General features: G+C 69.6%; 20 protein-coding genes and 3 tRNA genes. 12 read left to right on the plus strand and 11 right to left on the minus strand.

Annotated elements, in window-relative coordinates:
* The first annotated feature begins 2 nt into the window (after positions 1 to 2).
* The 7 genes from gltX (at position 3) to BLP62_RS03690 (ending at position 6,406) form a co-directional block, all read left to right on the plus strand.
* Positions 3 to 1,409 (plus strand): glutamate--tRNA ligase, encoded by a 1,407-nt coding sequence (gene gltX / locus BLP62_RS03660; protein WP_093005966.1) that lies wholly within the window; start codon positions 3 to 5, stop codon positions 1,407 to 1,409.
* A 32-nt stretch (positions 1,410 to 1,441) separates the two neighbouring features.
* Positions 1,442 to 1,882 carry a hypothetical protein gene (locus BLP62_RS03665; RefSeq protein ID WP_093005968.1) on the plus strand — a complete coding sequence of 147 codons (441 nt, stop codon included), beginning with the start codon at positions 1,442 to 1,444 and terminating at the stop codon, positions 1,880 to 1,882.
* On the plus strand, positions 1,883 to 2,800 hold the full coding sequence (ftsY, locus tag BLP62_RS03670) for a signal recognition particle-docking protein FtsY (RefSeq protein WP_093005970.1): 918 nt from the start codon (positions 1,883 to 1,885) through the stop codon (positions 2,798 to 2,800). It begins immediately after the preceding gene.
* Between the two features lie 155 nt (positions 2,801 to 2,955).
* A complete protein-coding gene (locus BLP62_RS03675) occupies positions 2,956 to 3,378 on the plus strand; it encodes a disulfide bond formation protein B (protein WP_093005972.1) in 423 nt (140 codons plus the stop codon).
* Positions 3,375 to 3,860 (plus strand): ribonuclease HI, encoded by a 486-nt coding sequence (gene rnhA, locus BLP62_RS03680; protein WP_093005974.1) that lies wholly within the window; start codon positions 3,375 to 3,377, stop codon positions 3,858 to 3,860. Before BLP62_RS03675 ends, rnhA begins: the two co-directional genes overlap by 4 nt.
* A gap of 18 nt (positions 3,861 to 3,878) precedes the next feature.
* Entirely contained in the window at positions 3,879 to 5,540 is a 1,662-nt protein-coding gene (locus BLP62_RS03685) for an acyl-CoA carboxylase subunit beta (protein WP_093005976.1), read from the plus strand.
* Positions 5,541 to 5,551: 11 nt separating this feature from the next.
* Positions 5,552 to 6,406: a hydroxymethylglutaryl-CoA lyase gene (locus tag BLP62_RS03690; RefSeq protein WP_093005978.1), complete on the plus strand. Its 855-nt coding sequence runs from the start codon at positions 5,552 to 5,554 to the stop codon at positions 6,404 to 6,406.
* Here the strand turns inward: BLP62_RS03690 and BLP62_RS03695 are convergent.
* The 3 genes from BLP62_RS03695 to BLP62_RS03705 form a co-directional block, all read right to left on the minus strand.
* Positions 6,403 to 7,353, minus strand: coding sequence for a zinc-binding dehydrogenase (locus tag BLP62_RS03695; RefSeq protein WP_093005980.1), 951 nt, complete (start codon positions 7,351 to 7,353; stop codon positions 6,403 to 6,405). The genes BLP62_RS03690 and BLP62_RS03695 overlap by 4 nt on opposite strands.
* Positions 7,354 to 7,414: 61 nt before the next feature.
* Positions 7,415 to 7,810 (minus strand): DUF3197 domain-containing protein, encoded by a 396-nt coding sequence (locus BLP62_RS03700; protein WP_093005982.1) that lies wholly within the window; start codon positions 7,808 to 7,810, stop codon positions 7,415 to 7,417.
* A gap of 9 nt (positions 7,811 to 7,819) precedes the next feature.
* On the minus strand, positions 7,820 to 8,335 hold the full coding sequence (locus BLP62_RS03705; RefSeq protein ID WP_093005984.1) for a DinB family protein: 516 nt from the start codon (positions 8,333 to 8,335) through the stop codon (positions 7,820 to 7,822).
* A 41-nt stretch (positions 8,336 to 8,376) separates the two neighbouring features.
* Between BLP62_RS03705 and BLP62_RS03710 the strand changes: the two genes are divergently transcribed.
* Positions 8,377 to 8,568 (plus strand): hypothetical protein, encoded by a 192-nt coding sequence (locus tag BLP62_RS03710; protein WP_420918349.1) that lies wholly within the window; start codon positions 8,377 to 8,379, stop codon positions 8,566 to 8,568.
* Entirely contained in the window at positions 8,565 to 9,170 is a 606-nt protein-coding gene (locus BLP62_RS03715; RefSeq protein WP_093005988.1) for a YkgJ family cysteine cluster protein, read from the plus strand. The genes BLP62_RS03710 and BLP62_RS03715 overlap by 4 nt, the downstream gene beginning before the upstream one ends.
* Positions 9,171 to 9,195: 25 nt before the next feature.
* Here the strand turns inward: BLP62_RS03715 and BLP62_RS03720 are convergent.
* From BLP62_RS03720 to BLP62_RS03730, 3 genes are all read right to left on the minus strand, one after another.
* Positions 9,196 to 9,287, minus strand: a tRNA-Ser gene (locus tag BLP62_RS03720).
* Positions 9,266 to 10,795, minus strand: a complete 1,530-nt coding sequence (gene tilS, locus BLP62_RS03725; protein WP_093005990.1) for a tRNA lysidine(34) synthetase TilS — start codon at positions 10,793 to 10,795, stop codon at positions 9,266 to 9,268. The genes BLP62_RS03720 and tilS overlap by 22 nt, the downstream gene beginning before the upstream one ends.
* Positions 10,782 to 11,180, minus strand: a complete 399-nt coding sequence (locus tag BLP62_RS03730) for a copper chaperone Copz family protein (RefSeq protein WP_093005992.1) — start codon at positions 11,178 to 11,180, stop codon at positions 10,782 to 10,784. The genes tilS and BLP62_RS03730 overlap by 14 nt, the downstream gene beginning before the upstream one ends.
* A 25-nt stretch (positions 11,181 to 11,205) precedes the next feature.
* Between BLP62_RS03730 and BLP62_RS03735 the strand changes: the two genes are divergently transcribed.
* Positions 11,206 to 11,415 (plus strand): CDGSH iron-sulfur domain-containing protein, encoded by a 210-nt coding sequence (locus BLP62_RS03735; protein ID WP_093005994.1) that lies wholly within the window; start codon positions 11,206 to 11,208, stop codon positions 11,413 to 11,415.
* Between the two features lie 32 nt (positions 11,416 to 11,447).
* Here BLP62_RS03735 and BLP62_RS03740 read toward each other — a convergent pair.
* Both BLP62_RS03740 and BLP62_RS03745 read right to left on the minus strand, forming a co-directional pair.
* Positions 11,448 to 11,524, minus strand: a tRNA-Val gene (locus tag BLP62_RS03740).
* Between the two features lie 7 nt (positions 11,525 to 11,531).
* A tRNA-Cys gene (locus tag BLP62_RS03745) sits at positions 11,532 to 11,606 on the minus strand.
* Between the two features lie 83 nt (positions 11,607 to 11,689).
* Here BLP62_RS03745 and BLP62_RS03750 point away from each other — a divergent pair.
* Together BLP62_RS03750 and BLP62_RS03755 are read left to right on the plus strand one after the other, a co-directional pair.
* Positions 11,690 to 13,120 carry an ATP cone domain-containing protein gene (locus BLP62_RS03750; RefSeq protein ID WP_093005996.1) on the plus strand — a complete coding sequence of 477 codons (1,431 nt, stop codon included), beginning with the start codon at positions 11,690 to 11,692 and terminating at the stop codon, positions 13,118 to 13,120.
* Positions 13,113 to 13,451 (plus strand): hypothetical protein, encoded by a 339-nt coding sequence (locus BLP62_RS03755; RefSeq protein ID WP_093005998.1) that lies wholly within the window; start codon positions 13,113 to 13,115, stop codon positions 13,449 to 13,451. Before BLP62_RS03750 ends, BLP62_RS03755 begins: the two co-directional genes overlap by 8 nt.
* On the opposite strand, the gene BLP62_RS03760 is transcribed toward BLP62_RS03755, so the two are convergent.
* Genes BLP62_RS03760 through thrC form a run of 3 tightly spaced genes read right to left on the minus strand, consistent with a single transcriptional unit; the run spans position 13,424 to position 15,096 of the window.
* Positions 13,424 to 13,720: a hypothetical protein gene (locus tag BLP62_RS03760; protein ID WP_093006000.1), complete on the minus strand. Its 297-nt coding sequence runs from the start codon at positions 13,718 to 13,720 to the stop codon at positions 13,424 to 13,426. The two genes, BLP62_RS03755 and BLP62_RS03760, sit on opposite strands and share 28 nt — an antisense overlap.
* Complete coding sequence (locus BLP62_RS03765) at positions 13,720 to 14,028, minus strand: hypothetical protein (protein WP_093006002.1); 309 nt, start codon at positions 14,026 to 14,028, stop codon at positions 13,720 to 13,722. Before BLP62_RS03765 ends, BLP62_RS03760 begins: the two co-directional genes overlap by 1 nt.
* Before the next feature lie 12 nt (positions 14,029 to 14,040).
* Positions 14,041 to 15,096: a threonine synthase gene (thrC, locus tag BLP62_RS03770; protein ID WP_093006004.1), complete on the minus strand. Its 1,056-nt coding sequence runs from the start codon at positions 15,094 to 15,096 to the stop codon at positions 14,041 to 14,043.
* Positions 15,097 to 15,106 lie beyond the last annotated feature (10 nt).

Genomic DNA, 15,106 nt, shown 5'->3' on the forward strand with positions numbered 1-15,106 from the left:
GTATGGTGGTGACCCGCATCGCCCCAAGCCCCACGGGGGACCCCCACGTGGGCACGGCCTACATCGCCCTCTTCAACTACGCCTGGGCCCGGAAGAACGGGGGGCGCTTCATCGTGCGCATTGAGGACACGGACCGCACCCGCTACGTCCCCGGGGCCGAGGAGAGGATCCTCGCCGCCTTGAGGTGGCTTGGCCTCACCTACGACGAGGGCCCCGACGTGGGCGGCCCCCACGGGCCCTACCGCCAGTCGGAACGGCTTCCCCTTTACAAGGGGCACGCCGAGGAGCTCCTCAAGCGGGGGTGGGCCTACCGGGCCTTTGAGACCCCGGAGGAGCTAGAGCAAATCCGCAAGGAAAAGGGGGGCTACGACGGGAGGGCCCGGAACATCCCCCCCGAGGAGGCCGAGGAGCGGGCGAGGCGGGGCGAGCCCCACGTGATCCGCCTCAAGGTGCCCCGCCCCGGGACCACGGAGGTCAAGGACGAGCTACGGGGGGTGGTGGTCTACGACAACCAGGAGATCCCCGACGTGGTCCTCCTCAAGTCCGACGGCTACCCCACCTACCACCTGGCCAACGTGGTGGACGACCACCTCATGGGGGTCACGGACGTGATCCGGGCGGAGGAGTGGCTCGTCTCCACCCCCATCCACGTCCTCCTCTACCGGGCCTTCGGCTGGGAGGCGCCTAGGTTTTACCACATGCCCCTCCTCCGCAACCCCGACAAGACCAAGATCTCCAAGCGCAAGAGCCACACCTCCTTGGACTGGTACAAGGCGGAGGGGTTTCTGCCCGAGGCCCTGAGGAACTACCTCGGCCTCATGGGGTTTTCCATGCCCGACGGGCGGGAGATCTTCACCCTCGAGGAGTTCATCCAGGCCTTCACCTGGGAAAGGGTCTCCCTGGGGGGGCCCGTCTTTGACCTGGAGAAGCTCCGCTGGATGAACGGGAAGTACCTCCGGGAGGTGCTCTCCCTGGAGGAGGTGGCCGAGAGGGTCAAGCCCTTCCTCCGGGAGGCGGGGCTTTCCTGGGAGAGCGAGGCCTACCTGAGGCGGGCGGTGGAGCTCATGCGCCCCCGGTTTGACACCCTGAAGGAGTTCCCGGAGAAGGCCCGCTACCTCTTCACCGAGGACTACCCCGTTTCGGAGAAGGCCAAGAGGGCGCTGGAGGAGGGGCTTCCCCTCCTCAGGGAGCTTTACCCCCGCCTAGAGGCCCAGGAGGAGTGGAGCGAGGCCGCCCTCGAGGCCCTCCTCCGGGGCTTCGCCGCGGAGAAGGGGGTCAAGCTCGGCCAGGTGGCCCAGCCCCTCCGGGCGGCCCTCACGGGGAGCCTGGAGACCCCGGGCCTCTTTGAGATCCTGGCCCTCCTTGGGAAGGGGCGGGCGCTTTCCCGCCTGGCGCGGGTCCTCTCGTGAAGAAAACCGCAAACCCGGGTATACTCAGGGGGATGAAGCGGCTTCTTCTCGCCCTCGGCCTCCTCCTGGGCCTCGCCCACGCCCAGGGGGCCATCGGGATGCGCTTCGGCTACGGGGAAGGCCTCGGCCTCACCTTCGGGGCCGGGGTGGAAAACCGCCTGCGGCAAAACCTTTCGGGTCGGCTCCTCGCGGAGCTTGCCCCGGCGGCCCCGGGGCTTGCCCTGGAAGCGAGCCTCCTCTTCAAGCCGGACCTGGGCCAGTACGACCCCAGCCTCCAGGGCCTCCTCCCCTACTTCGGCGGGGGCCTAAGCGGCCTCGTGGGGCCCGCGCCCACCCTGGGGGTGAGCTTCACCCTGGGGCTGGAAGGGCTTTTAGACCCTTACACGGGCCTTTTCGCCGAGGGCACCTACGTCTACGGGTTCGCGGAGTTTCCCAAGGTCTGGCGCCTGGCCCTGGGGGCGAACTTCCGCTAGATGGCCGGTTTCTTTGAGCGCCTAAAGGCGGGCCTCGCCAAGACCCGAGAGAGGCTCCTCAAGGCCATCCCCTGGGGCGGCGACCCCGAGGAGGTCCTGGAGGAGCTGGAGATGGCCCTCCTCGCCGCCGACGTGGGCCTCGAGGCCACGGAAGAACTCCTGAAGGAGGTTCGGGCCTCGGGGCGCAAGGACCTGAAGGAGGCGGTGAAGGAGAAGCTCGTCCAGATGCTGGAGCCGGACGAGCGGCGGGCCACCCTGCGCAAGCTCGGCTTCAACCCGCAAAAGCCCAAGGCCGTGGAGCCCAAGGGGCGCGTGGTCCTGGTGGTGGGGGTGAACGGGGTGGGCAAGACCACCACCGTCGCCAAGCTGGGCCGCTACTACCAAGGCCTGGGCAAAAAGGTGCTCCTCTGCGCCGGGGACACCTTCCGCGCCGCGGGGGGCACCCAGCTCGCTGAGTGGGGGAAGCGCCTCGGGATCCCGGTGATCCAAGGGGCGGAGGGCGCCGACCCCGCCGCCCTCGCCTTTGACGCCGCCCAGGCCAGGAAGGCCCGGGGCCTGGACCTCCTCTTCGTGGACACCGCGGGCCGCCTCCACACCAAGCAGGGCCTCATGGAGGAACTCAAGAAGGTGAAGCGGGCCATCGCCAAGGCCGACCCCGGGGAGCCTGGGGAGGTGTGGCTCGTGCTGGACGCCGTCACCGGGCAAAACGGCCTGGAGCAGGCCAAGCGCTTCCACGAGGCCTTGGGCCTCACCGGGGTCATCGTCACCAAGCTGGACGGGACGGCGAAGGGCGGGGTCCTGGTCCCCATCGTCCGCACCCTCAAGGTGCCCATCCGCTTCGTCGGCGTGGGGGAAGGCCCGGACGACCTCCAGCCCTTTGACCCCGAGGCCTTCGTGGAGGCCCTCCTCGAGGCCTAAGCGCCCGCCTTCCCAAGGCCCCTTGAGAACCCTTTGCCGGGGCCCCCGTGCTGGCTTGCGCCAGCATGTGAAAACCCTCCGCCCCTCTTCCCAATAGAAGTCCTCCCCCTCCTTAAGCTCCAGGGAAGCCTCCTCCATGGCCCCAGTTTGGGAGTATGCTACCCCCTGTGAAGCGCGCTCCCCTTCTCCTCGCCTTCGCCTGGGTGGTGGCCCTGGTGGCCACCCTGGGAAGCCTCTACTACTCCGAGGTGCGGCTCTTCCTGCCCTGCGAGCTCTGCTGGTACCAGCGGATCTTCATGTACCCCCAGGCGGTGATCCTGGGCCTTGCCCTTTGGCGGCAGGACTTCGGGATCTGGCCCTACAGCCTGGCCCTCTCCCTCCTCGGCGGAAGCGTGAGCGCCCTCCACCTCACCCAGGAGTGGTTCCCGGGGCTCTTCCCCCTGGCCTGCAAACCCCCCGTGCCCTGCAGCGTGGAGTACATCCCCCAGTTTCCCATCCCCCTGCAAGCCCTCATCGCCTTCCTCCTCATCGCCTTCAGCATGGCCCTCCTTTCCCGGGAAGCCCGCGGTAGGGGATGAAGCGGGTGGCGCTTTTCACCGACGGGGCCTGCCTGGGAAACCCCGGCCCCGGGGGGTGGGCGGCCCTCCTCCGCTTTAACGCCCACGAGAGGCTCCTCTCCGGGGGAGAGCCTTGCACCACCAACAACCGCATGGAGCTCAAGGCGGCCATAGAGGGCCTGAAGGCCTTGAAGGAGCCCTGCGAGGTGGACCTCCACACCGACAGCCACTACCTCAAGAAGGCCTTCACGGAAGGCTGGCTAGAAAGATGGCAAAAAAGTGGCTGGAGGACGGCGGAGGGCAAGCCCGTGAAAAACCGCGACCTCTGGGAGGCCCTCCTCCTCGCCCTGGCCCCCCACCGGGTGCGCTTCCACTTCGTGAAGGGGCACACGGGCCACCCGGAGAACGAGCGGGTGGACCGGGAGGCGAGGCGCCAGGCCCAAGCCCAGGCCAAGACGCCCTGCCCGCCCCAGGTCCCCACGCTTTTCCACGAAGAGGCATAAAAGCGTTATAATCGGGCCATGCTGGAAACCGCCCTGCGCCCGGAGGACCGGGAAAGCCCCGCCTTCAAGGCCAACAAGGACGCCTGGGTGGCCCTGGTGCGGGACTTCAGGGAAAGCCTGGAAAGGGTGCGCCAAGGCGGCGGCCCCAAGGCCATAGAGCGCCAGCACAAAAAGGGCCGCCTCACCGCCAGGGAGCGCATTCAAAAGCTCATTGACCCCGGCACGGAGTTCTACGAGCTCATGGCCTTCGCCGGCTTGGGCATGTACGAGGAGTGGAGCGGGGCCCCGGCGGGGGGGGTCATCACGGGGATCGGGCAGATCGCGGGCCGGGACTGGATGATCATCGCCAACGACGCCACGGTGAAGGCCGGGGCCTTCTTCCCCATCACCGCGAAGAAGGTGATCCGGGCCCAGACCATCGCCCTGGAAAACCGCATCCCCACGGTCTACCTGGTGGACTCCGCCGGGGTCTTCCTGCCCCTCCAGGACGAGGTCTTCCCCGACCAGGACGACTTTGGCCGCATCTTCTACCTGAACGCCCGCATGTCGGCCCTGGGGATCCCCCAGATCTCGGCCATCATGGGGAACTGCGTGGCCGGGGGGGCCTACCTCCCGGTGATGACGGACGTCCTCATCATGACGGAGGGGAGCGGCCTCTACCTCGCGGGCCCCGCCCTGGTGAAGGCGGCCATCGGCCAGGAGGTCTCTTCCGAGGAGCTCGGGGGGGCGAGGATGCACCTCGAGGTCTCGGGGACGGTGGACTTCTACGAGCCCACGGACGAGGCGGCTTTGGCGCGCATACGGGAGCTCGCCGCCCTCTACCCGCCCCCCCGCCTCGCCCCCTGGGCGGAAGGGCGGAAGGCGCCAAGGGAGCCCCTCTACCCCATAGAGGACCTCTACGGCCTCGTCTCCCCCGACGGCTCCCGGCCCTACGACCTCAAGGAGGTGATCGCCCGGATCGTGGACGGCTCGGAGTTTCTGGAGTACAAGGGGGGGTACGGGGAGACCCTGGTCACGGGCTTCGCCCGGATCGGGGGCTTTCCGGTGGGCATCGTGGGGAACCAGCGCCTCGTCCTGAAGAAGAAGGGGCGGATTGAGGTGGGGGGGGTCATCTACGCCGAGGCGGCGGACAAGGCGGCCCGGTTCATCCTCGAGGTCAACCAGATGAACATCCCCCTCCTCTTCCTCCAGGACGTGACGGGCTTCATGGTGGGCAAGGAGTCGGAGCAGGCGGGGATCATAAGGCGGGGGGCCAAGCTGGTGAACGCCGTCAGCAACTCCGTGGTGCCCAAGATCACCCTGATCCTCGGGGGGTCCTTCGGGGCGGGGAACTACGCCCTCGCGGGCAAGGCCTACGCCCCCCGGTTCCTCTTCGCCTGGCCCAGCGCCAAGTACGCCGTGATGGGCGGGGCCCAGGCGGCGAAGACCCTTCTGGAGCTTGAGGTGGAGAAGCTCAGGCGGGAAGGGAAGGAGCCCTCGGACGAGGAGCTCAAGGAGCTTTACGAGCGCATCAAGGGCCGCTACGAGGAGACCCTGGACCCCCGGTACGCCGCCGCGAGGCTTTGGGTGGACGCCGTCATCTTCCCCCACGAGACCCGGAAGTGGCTCATCCGGGCCCTCGAGGCCTGCGCCCTGAACCCCGAGCGGGAGCCCTTCCGCATCGGGGTCTTCCAGGTGTAGGGGGGGAAGGCATGGAGGCCAAGTGGGTGGAGTGCCCCAGGGACGCCTGGCAGGGGTTTTCCCGCTTCATCCCCACCGAGGAGAAGGTGGCCTTCCTGAAGGGGCTTCTCGCGGCGGGCTTCCGCCACCTGGACCTCACGAGCTTCGTCTCCCCCAAGTGGGTGCCGCAGATGGCGGACGCCGAAGCGGTGTTAAGCGCCCTCCCGCCCCCAGGGGGGCGCACCTACCTCGCCATCGTGGCCAACGAGAAGGGCCTGGAAAGGGCCCTCGCCACCCCCAACCTCACCCACGTGGGCTACCCCTTCTCCCTCTCCGAGACCTTCCAGCGGAGGAACACGAACCGCTCCATAGAGGCCTCCTGGCCCCTGGTGGCGGAGATGGTGGAGAGGACGCGGGGGCGGCTTGGCCTCGTGGTCTACCTCTCCATGGCCTTCGGCAACCCCTACGGGGACCCCTGGGGCGTGGAAGCGGTGCTGGAGGCCATCGGGCGGCTAAGGGAGCTGGGGGTGCGGGAGATCGCCCTGGCGGACACCTACGGGGTGGCGGAGGCCCAGCGCATCCGCGAGGTGCTGGAGAAGGCGGTGGCCCGCTTCGGCCCAGGGGGCCTCGGGGCCCACCTCCACGCCCGGCCCGAAGAGGCCTTGGCCAAGGCGGAGGCCGTCTTGGAGGCCGGGGTCTTCTGGTTGGAAGGGGCCCTGGCGGGGGTGGGGGGGTGCCCCTTCGCCGGGGACGAACTGGTGGGCAACCTGCCCACGGAAAGGGTCCTCCCCTTCCTGGAGGCCAGGGGACTCGCCACGGGGGTGGACCTAAGCCGCCTCCCCCATTTGGCGGAGGAGGCGGCGCGGCTTAAGCTCCGGTACGCCTAAAAAGTCAGGACGACCTTCCCCCGCCCGTGGCCCGAATCCATGCGGGCGTGGGCCTTGCGCAGGTTTTCCAAGCCGAAGGGCAGGACCTCGGCGAGGAGGGGCTTCGCCTGGCCCCGCTCAAAGAGGGGGCGCATCTCCTCCAGCCGCTTCCGCTCCCGGGTGAGGAAAACCCCGTAGAGGGTCTGGTTCTTGGTGTAGAGCCCGGAAAGGTTCCCCTGGGGAGGCAGGATGGTGGCGATGCGGCCAAAGGGACGCACCACGGGGATCACCCGCTCCACCAGGTTCTCCCCCGCCGTCTCAAAGGCGGCGTCCACCCCCTGGCCCTCCGTGGCCCGGAGCACCTCCTCCTGCCAAGGGCCCCGGTAGTCCAGGGCGAGGTCCGCCCCCAGTTCGGTGAGCACGGGAAGGTTCTCCCGGCTGGCCGTGGCGACGACGAAGGCCCCGGCCGCCTTGGCAAACTGCACGGCAAAGGAACCCACGCCGCCCACGCCCCCCATGACGAGGACCACTTCCCCAGGGCGCACCGCCAAGCGGCGCACCACCGCTTCCCAGGCGGTTCCCCCCGCCAGGGGAATGGCCGCCGCTTCAGCGAAGGAGAGGTTCTTGGGCTTCCGGGCCACGAGGTTGGCGGGCACCGGGGTGTACTCCGCGTACGTCCCGTGGGGGTTGCCGAAGATCTCCGGGGTGTAGTAGACCTCGTCCCCCTCCCGGAGGTCCCTCACCCCAGGGCCCACCTTGGCCACCACCCCAGCGGCGTCGTACCCCAGAACGAAGGGGGGTTCCACCCCCGCCCAACGGCCAGCGGCCCGGATCTTGGCGTCCACGGGGTTCACGGCCACGGCCAGGTTCCTCACCAAGACCTCCCCGGGCCCAGGCTCGGGCACGGGGAGGTCCCGCTCCTCCAGCATCTCTAGCCCGCCGAAGTCCTTGAGCACCACCGCGCGCATAGGCTAGCCTCCCGAAAAAAACCTTAAAGGGGGGCTGAGCCCCCCTTTGTGAAGAAGGTTCCTAAGCCGCCTGCTTGAGGTAGATCCCGGGGTCCGTGGGGTTGGCGATGGCGTTCACCCGCTTGACGATCTCCTCCGAGGGGTAGCCGAGGAGGGCGGTGAGCTCCCCCGGGGAGACCACGGCCTCGTAGAACCTCCTAGCGCCCCGCTCCAGGAGAAGGCCCACCAGCTCGGAAAGGGCCTCCTCCCCCCCGGGGAAGGCGGGGCCGAAGGCGTCGGGGACGAGGAGGTCCTTCTTGCCCCCGTGGAGGAGGAGGGCGTAGCGGGCCCGGTCCCTTCGGTCCTGCCAGTCGGTGATGAGGTAGACCTTGGCCTCGGAAAGCTTCTGGCCGCCCAAGGCCGCCTTCAGGGCCTCGAGGCTCGCCCTAGGCGCGGCGCGCATGCCCACGCGTTCCATGCCCCCATCTTACCCCTCCCCGGGAGGGGCAAAGCTCCCCAGGAGCTTGCGGGCGTAGATCACCTGCCCGGCGTGGTGCTGGGCGTGCTCCACCAGGTGATGGAGGACGTGGGCCCGGGGGGCTTCCACCCCCTGGCCTCCCACGGGGACGGGCTTCCCTAAATCCTCCTCCCCCACGCCCAAAAAGGCGGAAAGGAGCCCTTCCCAGGCCTCCCGGAAGCGGGCCACCACCGCCTCCTTGGGCTCAGGTTCCCCCAGAAGCTCCCACTCCCTGCCCCGTCTTGCCCACTCGGGGAGGTCCAGGCCCAGGGCGTAGTGGGCGAGGCGCAAGGAGCTTCCCGTGATGTGGCGCACCAGGCCCCCGATGGGGTTCACCCCCTCCTTGGGCCGCCACCAGAAGCCTTCCTCGGGAAGGTCAAAGGCCCACCTCTTTAGGTGGAGGGCCACTTCCTCTAGGCCCCGGACCCAGGCCGAGACCGCCGGGGGGACCCCCGGCACCAGGGGTTCCAGAAAGGGCGCAGGCATACCCCCATGCTACACCCTGTAGACTGGCCCCCGTGGAGGCGCTGGGCTTGATCCTCCTGGCGGGGGCGGCGTACCTCCTCTGGCGGGGGCGGGCCCCCCGGGGTTGCCCCCGGTGCGGCCTGCCCAGGGCCTTGGCCCTGGAGGTCCTCCGCCACCGGCGCTTCTGCCTCCACGTGGCCTTCCGCGCCTGCCCCTTTGACCCCAGGCGGGGGCTTTACCGCCAGCGGCGATGAGGGTGGAGGAAGCCCACCAGGCCTTGGACCAAGACCTCGCGGACTACCTGGAGGGGAAGGGCGTGCGACCCTCCTGCAAGGCGGGGTGCTTCGCCTGCTGCTTCGGCTGGGTTACCCTAAGCCGCCTCGAGGGAGAGGCCCTCCTCCCCCACCTCACCGAGGCGCAGAAGGCCCGCCTCCTGGAGGAAGGCCCAAGGCGCCTCGCCCTCCTGGCCTGGGGCAAGGACCAGAAGGACTTCCCGAGCCGCTTCTTCCGAAGCCGCACCCCCTGCCCCCTCCTGGAAGGGGGGCTTTGCGGGGTCTACCCCCATAGGCCCCTCGCCTGCCGGGGGCTTCTCACGGAAGGGGACCCCGCCTTTTGCGCCCCCGAGGCCAAGCCCCCCCAAGGCCACTTCCTCCCCGTGCCCTGGCGCATGGCCCGCCTCAGGATGGAGGCCCTATGGGAGGAGGAGCGAGCCCGTTACGGCTTTCTTCTCCTCGGGGAGCTTGCGGGCCTCCTCTACCTCCTCCTGCGGGGGCTTCCCGAGGGGCGGGAGGCGGTGGAGGCCCTCCTGGAAGACCTCGGCGTCCTGGGGGGGCGGTGGGGGTTCCAGGTGGTGTAAAAGGGGCGGCCCAAGGGCCGCCTTCTGGCGGAGGGGGCGGGATTCGAACCCGCGAGGCCCCTTGCGGGGCCTACCGGTTTTCGAGACCGGCCCGTTCAACCGCTCCGGCACCCCTCCCTGCGCCGGGCAAAGAAGTCCCTTAAGAGCTTAGCACACTCCCCTTCCCGCACGCCACCCTTCATCCTCCGGCCGTCGCCGAAGCGGGTGAGGGCCCCTTCCTTGAGGTTCTCCGTCCCGTAGACCACCTCCACCCCGGCCTCGAGGAGGGCATGGTGGCACATGCGGCAGGGCTCGAGGGTCACGTAGACCCGCCCCCCCCGGGCCTCCTTGCCCGCCTGGCGCAGGAGGAGGGCCTCCGCGTGGGCCGTGGGGTCCCCCGAGGCCTCCACCCGGTTGTGGGCGGTGTAGACCCGCTCCCCCACCACAAGGACCGCCCCCACGGGCACCTCCCCCTCCCCGAAGGCCTTCCTCGCCTCCTCCAGGGCGAGGCCCATCCAGCGCTCTTCGGGAGGCGGGGGGTAGAGGCCGTAGACCTCCTCTACCCTTTGGCCCTCCCCCCGCACGGGCCAGAGGGGCCTGAGCTCCTTGGGCACCCCCTTCTCCGCCAGGAACTCCACCAGGCGCTTGCGGCCAAAGGGCCTCTCCAGGTAGTCCCCGGGCCTCGCCCGGCGGAAGCCTGGGGGCAGGGGCACCTTGGGGGCGGGGGGGATGAGGAAAAGGGCCCCCCCCTGCCTGCGGGCGGTGTGCCCCCCGGGAAGGGTGCCCGCCTTCCCCCGCAAGGCCTCCTCCAGAAGGAGGACAAGCCGCTCCTCGGGGCGGAGGTCCAAGGCCTCCAGCACCCGGCGCAAGGCCCTCCGGCGCAGGGCCTCGGGAGCGTGGAGGAGAGGGGCCACCCGGTAGGCGGGGACGAAGAAGCGAGGGTCGGGGAGGAGGCGGGCTTGGGCCTCCCGCTCCAGAAAGCCCTCCTCGGCCTCCCGCGCCCGGGCGAAGCGGTAAAAGGCCTCCCGGGCCCGGGGAAAGCGCCTAAGGAGGAGGGGAAAAACCATGAGGCGCAGGTAGTTCCGGTCCAGGGAGAGGTCCTGGTTCGTGGGGTCCTCCCGCCAGGCCTCCCCCAGGGTCAGGAGGTAGTCCCTCAGCGCCTCCCGGGGGAAGGGAAGGAGGGGGCGGACCACGAGCCCCTCCTTTTCCCGGACGCCGAGGCCCCGGGCCGTGCCCTGGAGGAGCTTGAGGAGAACGGTCTCCGCCTGGTCGTCCAGGGTGTGGGCGGTGAGGATGGCCTTGGCCCCCCGCTCCTTGGCCACCCGGTGCAAAAAGGCGTAGCGGATCTCCCGGGCCAGGGCCTCGAGGTTCTCCCCCCTCGCCTCGGCCACCTTGGCCACCTCCACCCGCTCGCCCACGAAAGGGAAGCCCAGCCGCTCGGCCAAGGCCCGAACGAAGGCCAGGTCCTCGGGGCTTTCGGGGCGGAGGCCGTGGTCCAGATGGGCCACCACCCCCCACCGGCCCACCCGCTTCACCAGGTGGGCCAGGGCCACGGAGTCCCCTCCCCCCGAGACGGCGAGGACCAAGGGGTCCTGGGGGGCGAGGCGGGAAAGGCGCTCCCGGAAGGCCTCTTCAAGCGGACGCAAGCCCCGCCACCTCCGCCTTCAAGGTGGAGAGGCAGCAGCGCCCCCGGGGGTTCCGCTGGTCGCAGGCGCACCGCTTGGCCCTCACCCCCTCCTCCACCTGGGCCACGGGGTCCAGACCCCGGGCGAGGGCCTCCCGCAGGGACTCCCGGGTCCAGTCAAAGCAGTAGCAGACGAGGGAGGCCCCCTTGTCGTAGACGGGAAAGCGCACCTCCTCCAGGAGGTAGACCCCTTCGGCCCCGTAGTAGACCACGGGGCAGCCGGGGTCTTGGCAGAGGTAGTGGGGGCTTTGGGGGTCCAGGCGGGCCAGGGCCTTGCCCACCAGGAAGTTCTTCACGGTCTTGAGGGGCACCTCCAGGCCTTCCCTCCCGTTTTGCGGGCAGCGCATGGCTCCAGTCTACTATCATGGGGCCATGCGCATCCGCTTTCGGGAAAACGGGCCCTACGTGGTGGAGCCCCCTCCGGGGGCCAAGGTCCGGTTCAACGGGGAGGAGCTCCCCCTGCCCAAGGGTAACCTGGCCCTTTGCCGTTGCGGGGCTTCCCAAAAGAAGCCCTTCTGCGACGGCAGCCACAAGGCCCTGGGCTTCCAGGCGGAGGCGGGCGAGATGCGGGCAGAAAGGTAAAGGCGAGGCCCCGGGGGGTTCCCGGGGCCTTGTGGTGGGCGCGAGTGGACTTGAACCACCGACCCCTACCGTGTCAAGGTAGTGCTCTGGCCACCTGAGCTACGCGCCCTTGCCTTTGGAGGCGCCGGCCGGATTCGAACCGGCGAATGGAGGTTTTGCAGACCTCTGCCTTACCACTTGGCTACGGCGCCAAGCCGTAAGCTATGGTAGCACGCCCGCGCAAACCCTGTCAAGGAAAGCCCTTCCTCAGGGGAAAATGCTATGATGCCAGGCAATGGGCGAGGTCTTCGTGCGCCTCAAGCGGGGCCGCTGGCCCCTTTCCAAGGGCCTTCTGGTGGAGGCCCTTCTGCCCCTAGGGGTGCCCCTCGAGGCCGCCCAGGCCGTGGCCCACACCGTGGAAGAGCGCCTCAAGGAGGAAGGGCGCAAGGAGGTGGGGCCCAAGGCCTTGCGGCAGGTCTTCCTGGAGGAGGTGGCGGGGGCATTGGGCCCGGAGGTGGCGGAAAGGCTCTCCCGGCAGACCCTTCCCTTTGAGGAGATCCTCGTCCTGAGGGGCAAGCGCCAGAGGCCCTTTTCCAAAGGCCTCCTCGCCCAAAGCCTCGAGGAAGCGGGCTTTCCCTTAAAGGAGGCCCACGCCCTGGCCAAGGCGGTGGAGCGCCGCCTGAGGGAGATGGGGGTGAAGAGGATCTCCGCCCGCCGCCTGGAGGAGCTCGTGGCCGAGGAGGTGGCCCGGGCCAAGGGGAAGGGGGCGGGGGAGCGCTACCTCAAGCGCCAGGCCTTCGCCGGGGAGCTCTTCGTGGAGGAGGAGGGGGGCGAGCCCCGCATGCCCTTTTCCAAAGGCATCCTGGCCCAGTCCCTCATGGGCATCGGCCTCTCCCCGGAGCAGGCCTACCGCCTGGCCCGGGAGATGGAGCGGGCCCTGCGCCAGGAGGGGCGGCGGGTGGTGGGGCGCACGGAGCTCCGGGAACGGGTGTACCAGGCCCTCCTCAAGGAGGTGGGGGAGGAAGCGGCCCGCCGCTACCTCCTCCTGAGGAGCCTCAGGCGGAGCGCCCGGCCCGTGCACATCCTCATCGGGGGGGTCACGGGGGTGGGGAAAAGCGTCCTGGCCTCGGCCCTGGCCTACAGGCTGGGCATCACCCACATCGTCCCCTCGGACGCCGTGCGGGAGGTCTTCCGGGCGAGCCTCTCCCAGGACCTCCTCCCCACCCTCCACCTCTCCACCTTTGAGGCCTGGAAGGCCCTCACCCCAGGCCTCCCCCGGGAGGAAAGCCACGAGGCCCGGGTCCTGCAGGGGTTTTTGGACCAGGTGGCCCGGGTGGCGGTGGGCCTCCGGGCCATCCAGGAGCGGAGCGCCCTGGAGGGCACCTCCATCGTCCTGGAGGGGGTCCACGTGGTGCCCCGTTACCTGGACCACCCCCACCGGGGGAAGGTCCTCACCGTGCCCATGCTGGTGGTCCTCCACGACGAGAAGCTCCACCGGGACCGCTTCCTCCTGCGCGACCGGGAGACGGGCCACGCCCGCCCCCAGGAGAAATACCTAAAGCACTTCCCCGAGATCCGCCTCATCCAGGAGCACCTCCTCCTCCTGGCCCAGGAGGAAGGGATCCCCGTCATCCCCGGGGAGGACCTGGACGAGGCGGTGGAAAAGGCCCTGGAGGTCCTGGTGGCCTACCTCGAGGCCCAAAGCCCGGAGGGTGCCCGTGCTTGAGGCCCTGGCCTTCCCCCTCCTCTTGGCCCTCGCCCTTCGGCTGGAAAGGCGGCTTCCCCTCTGGGCCCTGGGGGTGTGGCTCAACCTCCTCTGGTTCGTCTACGAGAACGAGTGGGGCTCGGGGTGGCTCGCCTACCTGCGGGGCCTGGGGGCGGGCTTCTTCCTGGCGGCGGGCTACGGGAGGCCGGGCCTCGCCTGGGCCCTCACCCCCTGGCCCCTCCTCCTCTACCTGCGCCTGGACCTGAGGGAAGCCCTGCTTTACCTCCCCGCCATGGGGGAAGGCCTCCTCCTCGGGGCCCTCCTCTACCTGGCGGGCTTCCGCAGGCGGTAGGCCAAATAGGGAAGCCCGAGGCCCAAGGCCCCGCCCAAAAGGGCGTGGAGGGGGTAGCCGAAGAGGACCTGCAGGAGGAGGTACAGGGCCAAAAGCCCGAGAAAGAGGGGCACGGGGAAGGGCCTCTCGCCGTAGGCCAAGCCCGCCCCTCCCAAGGCCAGGCCCAAGGCCAGGGCGATGCCCTCCTGGTTCGGGCGGAACCAGAGGAAGTACACGTACCCCGCCACCCCCAAGAGGGAAAGGGCCTGGGCCAGGCGGTTGGGGTCCATCACGCCTTCACGAAACGGGCCACCAGGAGCTGGGAGAGGACGAGGGCCACGCCCCCCCAGGCCACCTGGGGCTCCCGCCCCAAAAAGCCCATGATCGCCGAGAAGACCCCGGCCAGGAGGAAGAAGGGCACGTACCTGGGGCTCACGGTGAGGCCCAGGACGAAGGCCACCAAAAACCCCGCCACCCCAGGGGGGAGGCTCGCCCCCAAGGCCAGGAAGAGGAGCATGAGGGCGATGGTGATGGCCCCGGCCAGGTAGTAGGCCCCGGGAAAGGGCTCGGGGACTTTCTTGCGGGCGCGCTCGGCCATGCCCCAAGGCTATCACAAAAGCCCCGCGGCCGCGGCCACCGCCTCGAGGCGGGCGGGCACGGGCGGGGGAAGCTCGGCCACCCTCTCGGCGGTGGCCGGGTCCTTGAGGCCGTGGCCCGTGAGGGTGAGGACCACGGTGCTCTCCGGCTCAAGCCTCCCCTCCCGCAACAGCTTGAAGACCCCGGCCATGGCGGCGGCGCTCGCGGGCTCGCAGAAGATGCCTTCCTCCCGGGCCAGATAGCGGTAGGCGAAGAGGATCTCCTCGTCCGTCACCGCCTCTATGACCCCCCCCGACTCCTCCTTGGCCCGGATGGCCCCTTGCCAGCTCGCCGGGTTGCCGATGCGGATGGCGGTGGCCAGGGTCTCGGGGCGCTCCACCGGGCGGCCCAGGACCAAGGGGGCCGCCCCCGCCGCCTGGAAGCCGAGCATCTTGGGAAGCCTTTTGGCCTTCCCCAAGGCGAAGTACTCCTTGTAGCCCATCCAGTGGGCGGTGATGTTCCCCGCGTTCCCCACGGGGAGGGCGTGATAGTGAGGGGCGTCCCCGAGCTCGTCCACCACCTCAAAGGCCAGGGTCTTCTGGCCCTCCAGGCGGTGGGGGTTCACGGAGTTCACCAGGGCCACGGGGTAGGCCTCCGTGAGCTTTTGGGTGAGGCGGAGGGCGTCGTCAAAGTTCCCCTCCACCTGGACGATCCTCGCCCCGTGCACCAGGCTCTGGGCCACCTTGCCCAAGGCCACGTACCCCGCGGGGAGGACCACGATGGCCAAAATCCCGGCCCTTGCGGCGTAGGCGGCGGCGGAGGCCGCGGTGTTCCCGGTGCTCGCGCAGGCCACCGCCTTCGCCCCCCCTTCCACCGCCTTGGAGACGGCCAGGGTCATCCCCCGGTCCTTGAAGCTTCCCGTGGGGTTTAAGCCCTCGTACTTGGCGAAAAGCTGGATGCCCTTCCTCCGCGCCTCCTCCGGGCCCTTCAGGGGGATGAGGGGGGTGGAACCCTCCAGGAGGCTTACGACCGGCGTCTTCTCCGAGACCGGGAGGAGGTCCCGGTAGCGCTCCATGAGGGGAAGCCGCATGGCCCCATGC

It is taken from the genome of Thermus arciformis (assembly GCF_900102145.1).
Taxonomy (GTDB): Bacteria; Deinococcota; Deinococci; order Deinococcales; family Thermaceae; genus Thermus; species Thermus arciformis.

Excerpts from the sequence above, each read along its gene's own strand:
- gltX (WP_093005966.1), top strand. The coding sequence starts at position 3 with ATGGTGGTGACCCGCATCGCCCCAAGCCCCACGGGGGACCCCCACGTG.
- BLP62_RS03665 (WP_093005968.1), top strand. The coding sequence starts at position 1,442 with ATGAAGCGGCTTCTTCTCGCCCTCGGCCTCCTCCTGGGCCTCGCCCAC.
- ftsY (WP_093005970.1), top strand. The coding sequence starts at position 1,883 with ATGGCCGGTTTCTTTGAGCGCCTAAAGGCGGGCCTCGCCAAGACCCGA.
- BLP62_RS03675 (WP_093005972.1), top strand. The coding sequence starts at position 2,956 with ATGCTACCCCCTGTGAAGCGCGCTCCCCTTCTCCTCGCCTTCGCCTGG.
- rnhA (WP_093005974.1), top strand. The coding sequence starts at position 3,375 with ATGAAGCGGGTGGCGCTTTTCACCGACGGGGCCTGCCTGGGAAACCCC.
- BLP62_RS03685 (WP_093005976.1), top strand. The coding sequence starts at position 3,879 with ATGCTGGAAACCGCCCTGCGCCCGGAGGACCGGGAAAGCCCCGCCTTC.
- BLP62_RS03690 (WP_093005978.1), top strand. The coding sequence starts at position 5,552 with ATGGAGGCCAAGTGGGTGGAGTGCCCCAGGGACGCCTGGCAGGGGTTT.
- BLP62_RS03695 (WP_093005980.1), bottom strand. The coding sequence starts at position 7,353 with ATGCGCGCGGTGGTGCTCAAGGACTTCGGCGGGCTAGAGATGCTGGAG.
- BLP62_RS03700 (WP_093005982.1), bottom strand. The coding sequence starts at position 7,810 with ATGGAACGCGTGGGCATGCGCGCCGCGCCTAGGGCGAGCCTCGAGGCC.
- BLP62_RS03705 (WP_093005984.1), bottom strand. The coding sequence starts at position 8,335 with ATGCCTGCGCCCTTTCTGGAACCCCTGGTGCCGGGGGTCCCCCCGGCG.
- BLP62_RS03715 (WP_093005988.1), top strand. The coding sequence starts at position 8,565 with ATGAGGGTGGAGGAAGCCCACCAGGCCTTGGACCAAGACCTCGCGGAC.
- BLP62_RS03730 (WP_093005992.1), bottom strand. The coding sequence starts at position 11,180 with ATGCGCTGCCCGCAAAACGGGAGGGAAGGCCTGGAGGTGCCCCTCAAG.
- BLP62_RS03735 (WP_093005994.1), top strand. The coding sequence starts at position 11,206 with ATGCGCATCCGCTTTCGGGAAAACGGGCCCTACGTGGTGGAGCCCCCT.
- BLP62_RS03750 (WP_093005996.1), top strand. The coding sequence starts at position 11,690 with ATGGGCGAGGTCTTCGTGCGCCTCAAGCGGGGCCGCTGGCCCCTTTCC.
- BLP62_RS03760 (WP_093006000.1), bottom strand. The coding sequence starts at position 13,720 with ATGGACCCCAACCGCCTGGCCCAGGCCCTTTCCCTCTTGGGGGTGGCG.
- BLP62_RS03765 (WP_093006002.1), bottom strand. The coding sequence starts at position 14,028 with ATGGCCGAGCGCGCCCGCAAGAAAGTCCCCGAGCCCTTTCCCGGGGCC.
- thrC (WP_093006004.1), bottom strand. The coding sequence starts at position 15,096 with ATGCGGCTTCCCCTCATGGAGCGCTACCGGGACCTCCTCCCGGTCTCG.